Raw genomic sequence first — 15,166 nt, forward strand, 5'->3', positions numbered from 1 at the left:
CCGGACCTGTTGTCGGGTGATGGTTCGCACCGGGCGGAGCGGGACCGACCGGTCAGGCGTGCAGGTGAGTCTTCAGGAAGTCGACCTGCAGGAGCTTGAGGTTCTCCGCGACGACCTCGGCGGTCGTCATGTGAGTGACTCCCGAGAGCGGCAGGACGGTGTGCGGACGTCCCGCGGCCAGCAGCGCGGAGGAGAGCTGCAACGTGTGGGCTGCCACGACGTTGTCGTCGGCGAGGCCGTGCACCAGCATGAGGGGACGCTGCAGGTCCTTGGCCAGCGGCAGCAGCGAGTTGCGGTCGTAGACCTCCGGACGGAGCGTCGGGTCCCCGAGGTACCGCTCGGTGTAAGCGGTGTCGTACAGCCGCCACTCCGTCACAGGAGCGCCGGCGACGGCTGCATGGAACACGTCGGGACGAGCGAGGACGGCCAGTGCGGAGAGGTAACCGCCATAGGACCAGCCGGTGATACCGACGCGTGAGACATCGACGTCGTCGGGGAACTGCGCCGCCACGGCCTCCAGGGCGTCGACCTGGTCGGCCAGCGTCACCTCGGCCAGCGAGTCCAAGACCTCCCGCTCCCACGCGGCCCCGCGTCCTGGCGTGCCGCGGCCGTCGGCCACGATCACGCAGAATCCCTGGTCTGCCAACCACTGCGGCTCCAGGAACATGCGTGCGTTGGCGAGCACCCGCTGAGCGTGCGGACCGCCGTAGGGATCCATGAGCACCGGCAGCCGTCGCGCCCCCGGAACGTGGTCTCGAGGGAACAGGACCGCGGTGCGCAGAGCGTGCGGGCCCGCGTGCAGCAGCGTGACGGCCGGCTCGAACGGCGCCGGCTCGGCGGCCACGGTGACTGGGCGGGAACCGCCGTCATGGTGGACGGTGATGGTCGTGCCGACGACGTCCAGGCCCGCACGGGAGATGACCGTGGTGAGACCGTCTGCCGCCCGTGGCCCGGCACCCCCGGCGGGGCTGTCTGCCGCCCGTGGCCCGGCACCCCCGCCGGTGACCGCTGAGTGCACCGCCGCGCTGGAGGTGACGGGCTCAGTGCTGCCGTCCAGGCCGATGCGGACCACGTGAACCTCGGTGGGCTCGTCGCTCGCCGTCACCACGACGGCATCAGCGTGCACGCTCACGATCCCGCGCACCTGCCACGTGGCCTCGCCGACCGGCTCACCGTCGACCACGAGCCGACGCACGCCGTCGCGGTCCTCCACCCCGACGAGATACCCGCCCGGGCCGAACCGCGGAGCGCTCGTCACCTCCACCCACGCCTGGTCGCTCAGCTCCCGCAGCACCGCGGTGCTCCCGTCGCCGACGTCAACGGCCAGCACCTGGGCCGATCGCTGGTCGCGGCTCATCACCTGCACCACCGGGACGCCGTGCTCGGTCCACGAGACGCTCGCGAGGTACTCGAAGCGCTCACGATCCCACGTCACCTCGGCCCGGGTGCCGTCCAGCCCGAGGTGCCACAGTCGCACCTCAGCGTTCGGTGTGCCGGCCGCCGGGTAGCGCTGGGCGACCGGCTGACGCTCCGGATGCTCCGGATCGCTCACGAACCACGTCTGCACCGGCGCCTCGTCGTACACCTCCACCAACAGCGACTCGCCGTCCGGCGACCACCAGAAACCGCGGTGGCGCGACAGCTCCTCTGCGGCGATGAAGTCAGCCAGCCCCCACACCTGGGTCTCGGACTCCGGCTCCACCAACGCCCTGTCAGTGCTGTTTGCCGCCCACGGCCCGGCACCCCCGCCGGGGCTGTTTGCCGCCTGTGGTCCGGCACCCTCGCCGGGGCTGTTTGCCGCCTGTGGCCCGGCACCCTCGCCGGGGTTCCCGGCGACGTCGACGACCCGAAGTGCTCCTGCGGCCGCGTAGGCGACGCGACGCCCGGTGGGATCGATCCGCGGATCGACCACGTCCCCCGTGCTGGGCAGGGCAGCGACGTCGCCGCCGACCAGGTCGACGATCCACGCGCGCCCCGACAGCGCGAACGTCGCGAACCGGCCCGCCGCATCCACGCTGTAGTCGACGATCCCGGCACCGCCCTCGCGGGACCGCTCGCGACGGGACCGCTCCTCAGCCGAGAGCTGCTCGCCCTCCTCACCCAGCAGAGCGTCAGGATCGACGAGGACCCGATCGGTCCCGCTGGCCACGTCGTGCTCCCACAGCTGACCGGTGCGCGTGACCCCGTCCGGGGTGCGCAGGTAACGGACCGAGCGACCATCGGGGGAGACGCTGATGCCGCGAGGGATGCCGAGCGTGAAGCGGGCCGTCCTGGCGGCCAGCCGCGGGTAGGAGGTCATGTGCCGATCCAACCATCAGTAGGCTTCCAGGTCTCGGTACGTCCCCCCAAGCACGCCCCCACTCGCTGCGCTCGCGGGAGGTACCCCCACGCTGCGCTCCGTGCAGGGAGGTGCCCCCACCCGCTCGTCCCTCGCGGGGACACTCGACCTCCTCCGCTACGCTCCGGACATGCTGCCTGATCGGCGAATCCTGTTCGTCCACGCCCATCCCGACGACGAGACCATCAACAACGGCGCCACCATGGCGAGGTATGCGCAGGAGGGTGCTCACGTCACCCTCGTCACCTGCACCCTCGGTGAGCTGGGCGAGATCCTCGTCCCCGAGCTCGAGCACCTCGCGGCAGATCGAGAGGACGGACTCGGCGCCCACAGGGCCACCGAGCTCGCCGAGGCGATGCGGCTCCTCGGCGTCACCGACTACCGCTTCCTCGGTGGCGAGGGCCACTACCGCGACTCCGGGATGCAGTGGGACGAGACCGGTCATGCCACCGCCGCTGACGAGACCAGCGACGACGCCTTCTGGCACGCCGACCTCACCGAGGCCGCCAACCATCTCGTCGCCGTGATTCGCGAGGTGCGTCCCCAGGTTCTCGTCACCTACGACGACTTCGGCAACTACGGCCATCCGGACCATGTGCAGGCCCATCGCGTCGCCCACTACGCTGCGACGCTGGCCGCCGCGCGTTCCTACCGGCACGACCTCGGCGAGGCCTGGGAGATCGCCAAGATCTACTGGACGGCCATGTCCGCCTCAGCGATGCGTCAAGGCATCAAGGAGATCCGTGAGGCCGGCGACCTGAGCTTCATGGACGGCATCGACCCCGACAACCTGCCGGCGTTCGCGATCGAGGACGCCGACCTCGACGCCGTGGTCGACGGTTCGGGCTGGGTGGACGCCAAGCTCGACGCGATGCGCGCCCACGCCACGCAGATCGCCGTCGACGGGCCGTTCTTCGCGCTCTCCAACGACATCGCCCAGCGTACGTGGGGCACGGAGTTCTACCGCCTGGTCAAGGGCGTGGCGGCACCAGCAGAAGGCTCCGACGTCGAGGACGATCTCTTCGCCGGGCTCGACTGACGTGCTGGCGCGCCTCGCCCTCGTGCTGCTGGGGCTGGTCACCGGGTTCGCAGGGGCCCTGGTGCACCGGCACGACGCAGAGGTGAGCGGGTTCGGCGTGCCGTGGGGACTGTTCCTGGCGCTGTGGACGACGGCGGCCGTTGCCTGGGGGAGCTCCACGCTGGTCAGGGTCGGTGCGGCATGGTTCGGTCTGGGGTGGACGTTGATGGTCCTGCTGCAGCAGTCCGTCCGCCCCGGGAGCCTGCTCGTGGCCGGGGACGCCGTCGGCTGGACGTTCATGGGCGCCGGACTGGCGCTCGTCGCCGGCGTCGTCGTGCTGCATCCGGTGGGAGGAGTGCGCAGGACCGACCAGGGGCCAACTAGTCTGGAACGGTGAGACATGAGACCGACGACGCTGCGTTCCGCCAGGCGTTGGGCCACTTCGCCAGTGGAGTGACCGTCGTGACGACCATCGTCGACGGTCTCGACCATGCCATGACGGCGAGCGCCTTCACGTCGGTGTCCCTGGACCCGCCGCTCGTCCTGGTCTGCTCACACCACACCAGTCGGTTCAACGACGCTGTGCTGGAGTCCGGTCACTGGGGCGTCTCCATCCTCGCCGAGAGCGGGCGCAAGGCCTCGGCCTGGCTGGCGCGCCGCGGCCGGCCGCTGGAGGGTCAGCTCGACGACGTGCCGCACCACCGGGCAGGCAATGGCGTCGCGCTGCTTGATGAGTCCCTGGCCTGGCTGGAGTGCACCACGACGCAGGCCGTCGACGCGGGCGACCACACGATCCTCATCGGCGAGGTGACGGCCGCCGCGGTTCGGGACCAGGAGGATGCTCCCTTGTTGTACTACCGCTCGCACTACGGCACGATCGTGCGGTCGGGGGAGAGTGAGAAGACGATCTACGAGGGTGGAGCATGAGCGACGATCAGCGCCTCGATGGTCCCGCAGATCCCCACGACGGCGTCAGCGACGACGACCTGGGGCCGGAGTGGGAGCTCGACGCCGAGGGCGAGACGCCTGACGACGGCTCGAGCGACGCCCCGGACGCCACCCCCGAGGACGGCACTGCGGACGCCGCTGACGACGGCACCGTGGCTGCACCTCTGCAGCCCGGTCTCCTCGCCGACGAGGACGGCGACGCCGGATCGACGGAGGCTGACTCGTCGCAGGCTGCGTCGTCAGAGGTTGAGGAGCAGCCTCCTGCCAAGCGCCGCTGGGGACGCAAGGTCCTGCTCGGTGCGGCGCTGGTCCTGGGGGCCCTCTACCTCATCGGTTTCGCCCTGACGGGCACCCGCATGCCCGCCAACGCCACCATCGGTGGTGTCGACGTGGGCGGCATGTCACCTGATGACGCCACGGAGGTCGTCGACGCTGAGCTGACGCCGCGCGTCGACGACCCCATCCAGCTCGTCCACACCCATGACGGGGACACCCAGGAGTTCGAGCTCAAGGCCGCGGACGCCGGGCTGGAGTTCAATCTCGAGCGCACGATCGAAGAGGCTGGTGGGAAGCGCTCGTGGGACCCGCGCGCCATGCTGTCGCTGTTCTTCGGTGACCACGAGTACGCCCCGGCTCTGGACGTCAACAGCGCCGACCTGGAGAGCACCATCGAACGCATCGGCGAGGCCGTCAACGTGGACGTCACCGAGCCGCTCATCACGTTCCCCGACGCCAAGCCCAAGGCACGTCAGCCCGAGCAGGGGTATGAGGTCAACGCCGAGAACGCCGCACGCACGATCCGTGAGGCCTACCTCGTCCAGACCGAGCCGGCCCCGGTGCCCACGGACGTCGTCCAGCCGGAGGTTGACGAGGCGGGTCTGGCCGATGCGATGACCACCATCGCCGAGCCGGCGGTCAGCGGCCCCGTCGTGATCGAGGTGGGCGACGAGGACGAGGTCGATCTACCTGTCTCGGCCTACGCTCCGGCTCTCACCGTGGCGGTCCGCGACGGCGCCATGACCCCGCAGATCGACGCCGAGGAGCTTGCCCAGCCGTTGAGCGACTCCACGACCGGCATCGGCGAGAAGGCGGTCGACGCCACGATCGACATCGTCGACGGCAAGCCCAAGATCACCCCCGGCAAGGAGGGCGTCGGCCTGCAGCCCGAGGAGATGGCCGAGAAGCTCGTGCCCGTGCTCACCGAGACCGGCGACGCCCGTGTGGTGCAGATCGAGGCGACGGTCGTCGAGCCGGAGTTCACCACCGAGGACGCCAAGAAGCTGGGAGTCAAGGAGAAGGTCAGCGAGTTCGAGACCTACTACCCCCACGCGGAGTACCGCAACATCAACCAGGGCCGTGCAGCCGAGCTGCTCGACGGCTACCTGCTGAAGCCGGGTGAGACGTTCAGCTTCAACGACACCCTGGGGGAGCGCACCGAAGCCAACGGATTCACCACCGGCTCGGTGATCAACGCCGGCCGGTTCCAGGACGAGCTCGGCGGCGGCGTCTCACAGGTGGTCACCACCACCTACAACGCGGCGTTCTTCGCCGGACTCGACGACGTCGAGCACCACCCGCACGCCTTCTACATCGACCGTTACCCGGTGGGCCGGGAGGCCACCGTGTACTACGGCTCGCTGGACCTGAGGTTCAAGAACTCCACCGACTACGGCGTCCTCATCAAGGCCTCCGTCGACAAGAGCACCCCGGGCAACCGGGGGACCATGCGTGTGTCGATGTGGAGTACCAAGGTGTGGGACATCGAGGCCGGCAAGTCGCAACGCCGCAACCACCGCTCACCGGGCACCCGCTACGACGAGTCCAACGGGTGCACCCCGCAGGCGCCCATCGCGGGCTTCGACATCGACATCTACCGCACGTTCAAGCAGAACGGGGAGACGGTCAAGTCCGAGACGGTGACAGCCAACTACCAGGCGGCCGACCGGGTCATCTGCGGCCCGCGTCCCGGATCGGACGACGACGATGACGATGACGACGACTGAGCTTGTTCAGTCGCCGGGCCGCAGGTAGCGGTAGGCGTGGTGGGTGACGAATCCGAACGGCTCGTAGAGCGCCAGCGCCGCATCGTTGGTGGGCATCGTCTGCAGGTAGGCCTTGGTCGCGCCGCGATCGTAGGCCCAGGCCAGTGACGAGGTCACCACGGCCCGCGCCAGGCCGCGACGTCGGTGGGCCGGGTCGGTCTCCACGGCGGCGACGCCTGCCCATTCTCCGGTGACGACGATGCGTCCGACGGCGACGGTCGAACCGTCCTGCTCGAGCTCGGCGAAGGCGACGGTCCGCGGCCCCTCCAGGACGGCACGGGCCGCTGCGGCGTCGGCCACTCGCTCGTAGCGGGCCAACCAGGAGTCGGTGACGTTGGCCCGGAACGTGACGCGTGGATCGGGTTCGGGAGCGGCGCCCAGGTCGGCCACCTGGACGATCGCGCCGCCGCGGTAGCTCGTCAGGGGCTCCCAGCCGGCGTCGATGAAGCGGCCCTCCCAGTCCGAGTCCACGACGACCTGGGCCAGGGGTGGCAGGCCCCGGCTCTCGTAGAACGCCACCACGGCGTGCAGCGCCTCGGTGGTCGAGGTTCCCGGGTCCCCGTGCACGGCTACCGAGTTGGCGCGGCCGGTGAACGCCGCCGCGGCACGCAGCTCCCACGCGCCGAGTGGCACTGACTCGGTCGCCGGCCACCCGCGCGACGTCACGCGGGTGAGATCTTCCTCACTGATCGCCGCCGCCGGCCGCGAACGGGTCGGCCGGTCCGGGACCACCCGGAGGAGCAGGACGTCTCCCGCCCGCACTCGAGCGAGCGAGCCGTCCCGTCGTTCCAGCAGTATCGCCGTGTCATCGGCGTCGAGGACACGGCCTACGACGTCGCTGCTGGAGTGCGTGTCGTCGACGATCTGGTGGCGTACCGTGACGCGACGTCCGATCAGATCGGGCCCCACGAGGGGCGCGGGTTCGGGCATGGTCGGAGCCTGCCACAGGTTTCGGGTGTCCATGTGGCGGGCCTCGGTTCGGGTTCTTCAGGTGCAGGGGCGATACTGGACGTCGGCCCGAACGGTCGGATGTCGAAGGAGAAGCCGTGACCTACGTGATCGCCCAGCCATGTGTGGACGTCAAGGATCTCGCATGTGTGGACGAGTGCCCCGTGGACTGCATCTACGAGGGAAAACGGATGCTCTACATCCACCCCGACGAGTGCGTCGACTGCGGTGCCTGCGAGCCGGTCTGCCCGGTGGAGGCGATCTTCTACGAGGACGACACCCCGTCGGAGTGGAAGGAGTACTACGACGCCAACGTGAACTTCTTCGACGACCTCGGGTCACCCGGCGGTGCTGCGCGCACGGGCGCCATCGACAAGGACCACCCGATCATCGAGGCGCTGCCGCCCCAGAACCAGGAGTGAGTGTGCCGTCCGCCGCCGGTGAGGGGCGCGGCGTGTCCTCCCGCTTCCCCGACTTCCCCTGGGACACGATCGCCGCGGCCAAGCAACGCGCCGCCGACCATCCCGGAGGCCTGGTCGACCTGTCCATCGGCACACCGGTCGACCCGACGCCGTCAGCCGTCCGTGAAGCGCTCGTCGCTGCCGCGGACTCGCCCGGGTACCCCACCGTCCTCGGACCGGAGTCGGTGCGCCGGGCCGCCGTCGACTGGCTCGAGCGCCGTGCCGGCGTCACCGGCCTGGACACCGACCAGGTGCTGCTGACGATCGGGTCGAAGGAGCTCATCGCCAACCTGCCCACGCAGCTCGGTCTGGGACCGGACCAGACCGTCGTGATCCCCGAGCTCGCCTACCCGACGTACGAGGTGGGCGCCCGGTACGCAGGCTGCCAGGTCGTCGCTGCCGACTCGACGGTGGCGATGGGCCCGCAGAGTCCGTCGCTGGTCTACCTCAACTCCCCGGCCAACCCGCACGGCAAGGTGCTGGGTCCGGAGCACCTGCGCAAGGTCGTCCAGTGGGCCCGCGAACGCGGTGCGCTGCTCGTCTCCGACGAGTGCTACCTGGAGTTCGGCTGGGAGGCCGAACCGCTGTCCGTGCTGCACCCTGACGTCTGCGACGGGAGCCACGAGGGTCTGCTGGCCGTGCAGTCGTTGTCCAAGCGTTCCAACTTCGCCGGCTACCGCGGTGCCTTCCTGGCGGGTGACCGCGATGTCGTCGGTGAGCTGCTCGCGGTCCGCAAGCACCTGGGGTTCATGGTGCCGGCGCCGGTCCAGCACGCCATGGCGGCAGCCTTGGCCGACGACGAGCACGTGCGCGCGCAACGAACCCTGTACGCGGCGCGCCGCGACGCCCTGCGCAAGGCCCTGACCGGCAGCGGTTTCACCATCGACCACTCGGAGGCCTCGCTCTACCTGTGGGCCACGAGGGGCGAGCCCTGCCGTCAGACCATCGACTGGCTCGCCGAACACGGCATCCTGGCCGCCCCGGGCGACTTCTACGGACCGCGCGGGGCCGAGCACGTGCGGATCGCGTTCACCGCGACCGACGAGCGCGTCGAGGCAGCCGTCTCCCGACTGCTGTGAGCCCCTAGGCTGATCCCATGACATCGGTGGGGATCAGCGTCGAGCACCTGACCAAGCGTTTCGGCTCCGTGACCGCGGTCGATGACCTGACCTTCGATGTCCGGCCCGGGGCGGTCACCGGCTTCCTGGGGCCCAACGGCTCTGGCAAGACCACGACCTTGCGCATGCTGCTCGGGCTGGTGCGGCCCACGGCGGGCGCTGCCCGCGTCGGCGATCAGGCCTACACGGACCTGGAGCGCCCGGCGCAGCACGTCGGGGCGGCACTCGAGGCCTCCAGCTTCCACCCGGGACGCTCCGGACTCGGTCATCTGCGAACGCTCGCCCCGCAGGTGGGCATCGACGACGCCCGCTGCCACGAGCTCCTGGAGCTCGTGGGCCTGGCCGATGCCAAGGACCGCCGGGTCGGCGGTTACTCGATGGGCATGCGACAGCGGCTCGGGCTCGCCGCGGCGTTGCTCGGAGACCCCGGTGTCATCATCCTCGACGAGCCCGCCAACGGACTCGATCCGCAGGGCATCGTCTGGCTGCGGCACCTGCTGCGGTCCTTCGCGGCGGAGGGACGCACGGTGCTGGTCTCCAGCCACGTCCTCAAGGAGGTGCAGAGCACCGTCGACGACGTGGTCATCATCACCGAGGGCCGGCTGGTCCACGCCTCGCCCCTGTCCGGGCTGGAGGAGCTCGCCGAGCAGCTCGTCGTCGTCCGGACGCCCACGCCCGGGCCGTTGGAGCAGGCGGCCGCGGAGCGCGGCTGGCAGGTCGAGCGTGACGGAGCCTCGCTCCTGGTCCGGGGTGCCACCGGCAGTGAGGTCGGTGCGGCCGCGTTCGCGGCCGGCATCGAGCTGCACCAGCTGGCCGACCGCAGCGTCGAGCTGGAGGACGTCTTCCTCAGACTCACCTCATCACCGGACGTTCCGGCCGCACAGCAGGAGGTGGCGTGATGATCGCCGCGCTCACCGCCGAGTGGCGCAAGCTCGTCACCACCCGGATGTGGTGGATCATCGCCCTGGTCATGGTGGCCTACCTGCTGTTCGTCACCGCCGTGCTGGCTTTCTCGATCGCCGCTCCTTCGGGAGAGCAGGCAGCGGCCCTGCCGAGCGGGGTCGAGGCCGCGTCCATGGTCTACTCCGCCGCCAACCCCATCGGCTACGTGTTCCCCCTGCTCATCGGCAGCATGGTCTTCACCACCGAGTTCCGCCACCAGAGTGTCACGGCCTCGTTGCTCGTGGAGCCCAGGCGGGGCCTCCTGCTCGGCGCCAAGCTCGTCACGGGCGCGACGCTCGGCCTCGTCTACGGCGTCATTGCCGCGGCATCGGTGGTGCTGGCGGGCGCCCCCGTCCTCACCATCATCGGCGACGGAGCCTTCCTCACCGACGGTGCCGTGTGGGAGGTGCTCCTCTGGTCGGTCGTGGTGTTCGGCGGCTGGAGTGCGATCGGGGTCGCCTTCGGTGGACTCGTCACCAACCAGGTGGCCGCGATCGTCGTGATCCTGGCTTTCACCCAGTTCGTCGAGCCCGTGGCTCGGATGGTCGGGTCCTCCATCGACGCCCTCTCCGGTGTGGCGCAGTTCCTTCCCGGAGCCGCGGCGGACGCCGTCATCGGCACCAGCTTCTTCAGCTCGTTCGGGGGAGGAGGTGGGGACCTGCTGCCCCGCTGGGGCGGTCTGTTGATGCTCCTGGCCTTCGTCGCGCTCTTCGCCCTGCTGGCGCGCGTCGTCACACTCCGCAAGGACATCGCCTGAGCGGTCTGGTCGCGCCGCTTCGCGCACGGCGGGCTCAGCCGGCGCAGTCCCGGCAGGTCTGGGTGGTCGGCAGTGCCTCGAGCCGGGCGGCTGCGATCGGCGTACCACACGAACCGCACCGGCCGTAGGTACCCTCCGTGACTCTCGCGGCGGCGTCGTCCAGGTCGACGAGCCGCTGCCGGGCCCGCGCGACGAGCGCTGACAGCTGCTCTCGCTCGAACGCGATCGTGGCGCCCTCGGGGTCGTGCTCGTCGTCGGCGTTGGAGCTCCGTGACGCCTCGACGATGCCGTCGACATCGCGCTCGAGGGCGGCAAGGCGACGCACGGCCTCGGCGCGCTGCTCGGCCAGCAGCCGTGCCACGCCGGCCATCAGACGTCCTCGGACTGCAGGACTCGCGTCCGGGACGCGAGCACCTCCACCTCGGGGTGGGAGAGGACCACCTGCTCGGCGCGGGCGAGCACCTCGACGACGTGTGCGCGGTCCGCGGCCACGAGACTGACGCCGACGCCCGCTCGACGATGCAGGTCGAGCGACGACGTCTCCGCGGCAGCCACCTGCAGCGTGCGCCGCAGATCGGCGACGATCGGCCGCACGAGCGACCGCTTGGCCTTCAGCGAGTGGACGTCACCCAGCCGCAGGTCCAGCTCCAGCCATCCGATCCACATGTGACCTGCAACGTCGGCGGTACCGGATGATGTTCCCTGCGTAGTTCCTTGTCAGGCACTGCCTAAGCCCGCCGGTAGGTCACGACGACGGCACGGTGGTCGGAGTCGCCGAGCGTGATGATCTTCGCGGTCAGCGGCGTCCAGGTCAGTGGGTCGCTCAGCTGGTGGTCGATGCCGGCGCCGAGCCAGCCGGGTAGCTTGACCGGCCAGGTCCCGTGCGCGGACAGGCCGAGGTCGTCGGTCGCGCTCCTGCACCGGTCGAGCCCGGAGCGGTTCAGGTGGTCGGCGATGGCGTTGAAGTCGCCGGCGACGATCGCCTCCTCGTGGTCCTCGCACCACTCGACGCTCGTGCGCACCTGGTTCCTCCAGTGCGCAGCCGGTGCCCAGCGCTGCACCGGAGGCGGGGGGTGGACGGCCGTGAGGTGCGCGGGTCCGTGGCCGCCGCCCTCGATGGCCACGGACCCGAGCTGCAGGTCCGGTCCGTCGACCTGCTCGTAGGTGCCGAGCCGGTTCTGCACCACGATGCCGACCGACTCGAACCGGTTGGAGGCGAAGTCCTCGTTGGTGAAGGCCGTCGTGCCCTCGACCTGCTCGCTGACCTCCGTCACGATCGCGGCCGGAGCCTCCACGAGCATCGTGACGTCGGCGTCCTGCGCGCGGATCGCGTCGGCGATGTCGTCGGCCGAGGTCTCGCTGGCGTTGAAGCTCATGACGACGAGGTCGTGCATCCCGGCGTCGTCGCCCTGGCTGGAGCGCAGGGCGCCGTCGCGGACGAGGGAGGTGCCCACGACAGCCACACAGACCAGGCACACCAGGGCGGTGACCAGGCTCGGTCGCAGCAACGACCCGCGTCGTGCGCGTACGGCCCACAGCAGGCAGCAGATCGCCCCTGCGGCGATGCCGAGCGCCGTGAGCATCCGCATCGAGGACAGCTGGGTGAAGGGGTAGAGCTGCCACAGGCCGAGGTGCCCGGGGATCGTGAACAGCACGACCCCGAGACACGAGATGGCCGCGAGCGCCCAGCGGGACCGGGCGAACCTGACGTCGTTCCTGCTCACACCCCCAGTTTGCCGGTGCCCCGGTGAGCAGCCGGCACCTCGTCAGGAGGTCAGCTGCTTCTTCTGCACCTTGCCCATGGCGTTGCGGGGCAGGTCGCTCACGAAGCGGATCTCCCGTGGCCGTTTGTGGCGCGAGAGGTCCCGCGCGACGTGCTCGATGAGCTGCTCGGCGACGTCGTCGGTGGCGTCAGCGGGGTCGGCCACCACGTAGGCGACGATGCGTTGCCCGAGGTCCGGGTCGGGCAGTCCCACGACGGCGACCTCCTTGACCTCCTGGCGAGCCAGCAGGGAGGTCTCGATCTCACCGGCCCCGATCCGGTACCCGCCGGACTTGATGAGGTCGACGGACTCCCGCCCCACGATGCGGTGGAACCCGTCGGGGCCGACGACTGCCATGTCGCCGGTGATGAACCAGCCGTCGTCGGTGAGACTCTCGGCGGTGGCTTCGGGCAGGCCGAGGTATCCGTCGAAGAGCAGGGGGCCCCGGACCTCGAGACGTCCGATCGTCTCGCCGTCGCGTGGGACGTCCTGTCCGTCGTCCGTGCGCAGCCGGGTCTGGGTGCCGCCGACGGGCAGTCCCACCCAGCCGGGGCGGCGTTCACCATCGGCGCGGGTGCTGAGGGTGATCATTGTCTCCGTCATCCCGTAGCGCTCCACGGGCGGCTGTCCGACCAGCTCTCGGAGCCGCTCGAAGACCGGGACCGGCAGGGGAGCGCTGCCCGAGACGATCAGCCTGGCCGAGGAGAGTGCCCGGGCGGACTCCTCGTCGGCGGCGATGCGTGACCACACGGTCGGCACCCCGAAGTACATCGTGCCCCGGGCGGCGGCGTAGCCCTCCGGGGTGGGGCGCCCGGTGTGCACGACCCGAGACCCCAGGTGGAGGCCGCCGAGGACGCCGAGGATCAGTCCGTGGGTGTGGAACAGGGGCAGACCGTGGACCACGGTGTCGTCGGCCGTCCAGTCCCACGCGTCCGCAAGGCCCTCCAACCCGGCGACGATCGAGCCGTGGCTCAGCAGGACGCCCTTGGGAGCGCCGGTGGTGCCGGAGGTGTACAGGATCATCGCGATGTCCGACGGCCGGGAGCGAGCCGGTTCCCGCGGTGGCACGTCAGTGGCCGCATGGTCCGGTGTGGGCAGCTCGACGCCGTCACGCCCGGGGCCGAACCAGGTCGTGGCGCCGGAGTCGTCGAGGATGTGCCGGACCTCGGCCGCCCCGGCGTCCGGTGGGACGGGGACCACGGGGACGCCGGTCAGGATGCCCGCCGTCACGGCCAGGACCGTCTCCAGCGTCGGCTCGGCGAGGACGGCCAGCGGACCGGAGCCCGGTAGTCGGCTCCCGAGCCGCAGGGCGTCGTCGCGCAGCGCGGCCAGCGAGGTGGGGCGTCCGTCAACCGTCAGGGCGGGGGAGGTGTCGGATGGGTCGGCGGCGCGCAGGGCGGCCAGGAGCTTTGTCGTCACGAGAAGATCATCCCCGGGACGATGAGAGTCAGGCCGAGCACCACCGGGCCGACGACGACCATGGACAGGCCCCAGCGGGTGAGCAATGACGTCATGCGGGGTCGTTGCTCGTCGTCGACCGTCGTGGCCACGTAGGTGGCACCCACGGTAGAGAACGGTGAGACGTCGACGATCGAGGCGCAGATGCCGATCGCGCAGATGAGTGCCCAGCCCGGGATCCCTCCGTCGGCGATGAGGGGCAGTGCCAGTGGGACGAGGGCCGCGAGCATGCCGGTCGTCGAGGCGAAGGCGGATACGAGTCCGGCGGCCGCGCACAGCAGCAGGGCGGCGATGATCGGGGTGCCGAGCTTGGTGGCCCCCTCGCCGAGCAGGTCGACGACGCCCAGCTCGGTGAGGACGCCGACGTAGGTGATGATCCCGCCGACGAGCAGGACCGAGCCCCAGTCGATGCGGGTCATGGCGCCCTTGCCGGCCTTCGGGTCGAACAGGGCGAGCATCGCGCCGAGAGCGAAGCCGAGCACGCCGATGTCCGGTTCAAGGCCGCTGAGCGAGAGCACGACAACGGCACCGACCAGCAGGACCATGAAGCCGATGGTCGTCAGCTGCTCCGACGTGGCACGGCCGACCTCGGGGACCTCATCGGCGTCACGCTTCGACCCTGATCCCGATCCGAGGGTGGACTGGCCGTACTCGCTCAGCTGGGCGCCTCGAGCGACGGCCGCCTCGGCGAAGGATGGAGGGCCGGTGCTGGGGCGCCGGTTGAACATCACGTAGGCGACGGCGAGCAGTACCAGGTTGAGGGCGACCGCGACGCTGAACAGCAGCAGCGGGCTGAACTGGATCCCGGCGGAGTTGGCCGTACCCCAGGTGATGATCCCGAACAGGCTGGTGGGTGCGAAGGCGCCGGCGCTCAGGCCGGTTCCCATCGCGAGGGCCATGAGCATCGGGTCGATGCCGCGCTTGTGGGCGAGGCTCATGCCCATCGGAGCCATGACGAGCCCACCCAGCGGCGCGCCCATCGCGGAGATCCCCGCGGTGAGCACGAAGAAGACCGCGGGAAAGAGAGCGTCGCGCTCGCCGACCTTGGTGAGTGACTTGCCGATGAGCCAGTCGATGGTGCCGTTGCTGTGCGCGATGCCGAAGAAGTAGGTGACGCCGACGAGGAGCACCAGGATGCTCAGTGGGAAGCCGCTCACGATGTCTTCGAGGGCCATGTCGGCCACCCAGAGCCCGACTGCCGCGGCCGCAGGGAACATCACGATCCCGATGTTGACGTTGCGCATGGCGGCGATCGTGAACACCGTCACGAATACCCCCAAGGCGATGAGCTGGTCAGTCACGACTCCTCCTCAGACTTGACAACTGCGGTCCACTCAGTGGCACAATGGTCCATGCAGTGAACCGCCGGTGTA

Annotated in this window: 15 protein-coding genes; 8 read left to right on the forward strand and 7 right to left on the reverse strand. The window is 70.2% G+C overall.

All coding sequences use genetic code 11. The features are described from left to right. Positions 1-52: 52 nt before the first annotated feature. Entirely contained in the window at positions 53-2,299 is a 2,247-nt protein-coding gene (locus ACEVFP_RS05415; protein ID WP_375002577.1) for a prolyl oligopeptidase family serine peptidase, read from the reverse strand. A gap of 169 nt (positions 2,300-2,468) precedes the next feature. On the opposite strand from ACEVFP_RS05415, the gene mshB reads away from it, so the two are divergent. Genes mshB through ACEVFP_RS05435 form a run of 4 tightly spaced genes read left to right on the forward strand, consistent with a single transcriptional unit; the run spans position 2,469 to position 6,307 of the window. Further along, positions 2,469-3,377: an N-acetyl-1-D-myo-inositol-2-amino-2-deoxy-alpha-D-glucopyranoside deacetylase gene (gene mshB, locus ACEVFP_RS05420; protein WP_375002579.1), complete on the forward strand. Its 909-nt coding sequence runs from the start codon at positions 2,469-2,471 to the stop codon at positions 3,375-3,377. A 1-nt stretch (position 3,378) separates the two neighbouring features. Next, a complete protein-coding gene (locus tag ACEVFP_RS05425; RefSeq protein ID WP_375002580.1) occupies positions 3,379-3,753 on the forward strand; it encodes a hypothetical protein in 375 nt (124 codons plus the stop codon). Beyond that, positions 3,750-4,283, forward strand: a complete 534-nt coding sequence (locus ACEVFP_RS05430; RefSeq protein ID WP_375002581.1) for a flavin reductase family protein — start codon at positions 3,750-3,752, stop codon at positions 4,281-4,283. Before ACEVFP_RS05425 ends, ACEVFP_RS05430 begins: the two co-directional genes overlap by 4 nt. Next, on the forward strand, positions 4,280-6,307 hold the full coding sequence (locus ACEVFP_RS05435) for a VanW family protein (protein WP_375002582.1): 2,028 nt from the start codon (positions 4,280-4,282) through the stop codon (positions 6,305-6,307). The genes ACEVFP_RS05430 and ACEVFP_RS05435 overlap by 4 nt, the downstream gene beginning before the upstream one ends. Positions 6,308-6,313: 6 nt before the next feature. Here the strand turns inward: ACEVFP_RS05435 and ACEVFP_RS05440 are convergent, their stop codons facing one another. Then, complete coding sequence (locus ACEVFP_RS05440; protein ID WP_375002584.1) at positions 6,314-7,276, reverse strand: GNAT family N-acetyltransferase; 963 nt, start codon at positions 7,274-7,276, stop codon at positions 6,314-6,316. Between the two features lie 116 nt (positions 7,277-7,392). Between ACEVFP_RS05440 and fdxA the strand changes: the two genes are divergently transcribed. The 4 genes from fdxA to ACEVFP_RS05460 are packed head-to-tail and all read left to right on the forward strand — an operon-like array spanning position 7,393 to position 10,572. Further along, entirely contained in the window at positions 7,393-7,716 is a 324-nt protein-coding gene (gene fdxA / locus ACEVFP_RS05445) for a ferredoxin (protein ID WP_375002585.1), read from the forward strand. 2 nt (positions 7,717-7,718) lie between these two features. Further along, positions 7,719-8,834 (forward strand): succinyldiaminopimelate transaminase, encoded by a 1,116-nt coding sequence (dapC, locus tag ACEVFP_RS05450; protein ID WP_375002586.1) that lies wholly within the window; start codon positions 7,719-7,721, stop codon positions 8,832-8,834. Positions 8,835-8,851: 17 nt separating this feature from the next. After that, positions 8,852-9,772 (forward strand): ABC transporter ATP-binding protein, encoded by a 921-nt coding sequence (locus ACEVFP_RS05455; protein ID WP_375002587.1) that lies wholly within the window; start codon positions 8,852-8,854, stop codon positions 9,770-9,772. Continuing rightward, entirely contained in the window at positions 9,772-10,572 is an 801-nt protein-coding gene (locus tag ACEVFP_RS05460) for an ABC transporter permease (protein WP_375003768.1), read from the forward strand. The genes ACEVFP_RS05455 and ACEVFP_RS05460 overlap by 1 nt, the downstream gene beginning before the upstream one ends. A 34-nt stretch (positions 10,573-10,606) precedes the next feature. On the opposite strand, the gene ACEVFP_RS05465 is transcribed toward ACEVFP_RS05460, so the two are convergent. From ACEVFP_RS05465 to ACEVFP_RS05485, 5 genes are all read right to left on the reverse strand, one after another. Further along, positions 10,607-10,942 (reverse strand): TraR/DksA family transcriptional regulator, encoded by a 336-nt coding sequence (locus ACEVFP_RS05465; RefSeq protein ID WP_375002589.1) that lies wholly within the window; start codon positions 10,940-10,942, stop codon positions 10,607-10,609. Beyond that, on the reverse strand, positions 10,942-11,238 hold the full coding sequence (locus ACEVFP_RS05470) for a DUF503 domain-containing protein (protein WP_375002591.1): 297 nt from the start codon (positions 11,236-11,238) through the stop codon (positions 10,942-10,944). Before ACEVFP_RS05470 ends, ACEVFP_RS05465 begins: the two co-directional genes overlap by 1 nt. A gap of 62 nt (positions 11,239-11,300) precedes the next feature. Next, positions 11,301-12,296 carry an endonuclease/exonuclease/phosphatase family protein gene (locus ACEVFP_RS05475; protein WP_375002592.1) on the reverse strand — a complete coding sequence of 332 codons (996 nt, stop codon included), beginning with the start codon at positions 12,294-12,296 and terminating at the stop codon, positions 11,301-11,303. A 42-nt stretch (positions 12,297-12,338) separates the two neighbouring features. Beyond that, on the reverse strand, positions 12,339-13,754 hold the full coding sequence (locus tag ACEVFP_RS05480) for an acyl-CoA synthetase (protein WP_375002593.1): 1,416 nt from the start codon (positions 13,752-13,754) through the stop codon (positions 12,339-12,341). Continuing rightward, positions 13,751-15,094 (reverse strand): SLC13 family permease, encoded by a 1,344-nt coding sequence (locus ACEVFP_RS05485; RefSeq protein ID WP_375002595.1) that lies wholly within the window; start codon positions 15,092-15,094, stop codon positions 13,751-13,753. The genes ACEVFP_RS05480 and ACEVFP_RS05485 overlap by 4 nt, the downstream gene beginning before the upstream one ends. Positions 15,095-15,166: the final 72 nt, after the last annotated feature.

This window comes from Aeromicrobium sp. CTD01-1L150, assembly GCF_041951745.1.
GTDB lineage: Bacteria > Actinomycetota > Actinomycetes > Propionibacteriales > Nocardioidaceae > Aeromicrobium.

Excerpts from the sequence above, each read along its gene's own strand:
- ACEVFP_RS05435 (WP_375002582.1), top strand. The coding sequence starts at position 4,280 with ATGAGCGACGATCAGCGCCTCGATGGTCCCGCAGATCCCCACGACGGC.
- ACEVFP_RS05440 (WP_375002584.1), bottom strand. The coding sequence starts at position 7,276 with ATGCCCGAACCCGCGCCCCTCGTGGGGCCCGATCTGATCGGACGTCGC.
- ACEVFP_RS05415 (WP_375002577.1), bottom strand. The coding sequence starts at position 2,299 with ATGACCTCCTACCCGCGGCTGGCCGCCAGGACGGCCCGCTTCACGCTC.
- ACEVFP_RS05455 (WP_375002587.1), top strand. The coding sequence starts at position 8,852 with ATGACATCGGTGGGGATCAGCGTCGAGCACCTGACCAAGCGTTTCGGC.
- mshB (WP_375002579.1), top strand. The coding sequence starts at position 2,469 with ATGCTGCCTGATCGGCGAATCCTGTTCGTCCACGCCCATCCCGACGAC.
- ACEVFP_RS05465 (WP_375002589.1), bottom strand. The coding sequence starts at position 10,942 with ATGGCCGGCGTGGCACGGCTGCTGGCCGAGCAGCGCGCCGAGGCCGTG.
- ACEVFP_RS05470 (WP_375002591.1), bottom strand. The coding sequence starts at position 11,238 with ATGTGGATCGGATGGCTGGAGCTGGACCTGCGGCTGGGTGACGTCCAC.
- ACEVFP_RS05460 (WP_375003768.1), top strand. The coding sequence starts at position 9,772 with ATGATCGCCGCGCTCACCGCCGAGTGGCGCAAGCTCGTCACCACCCGG.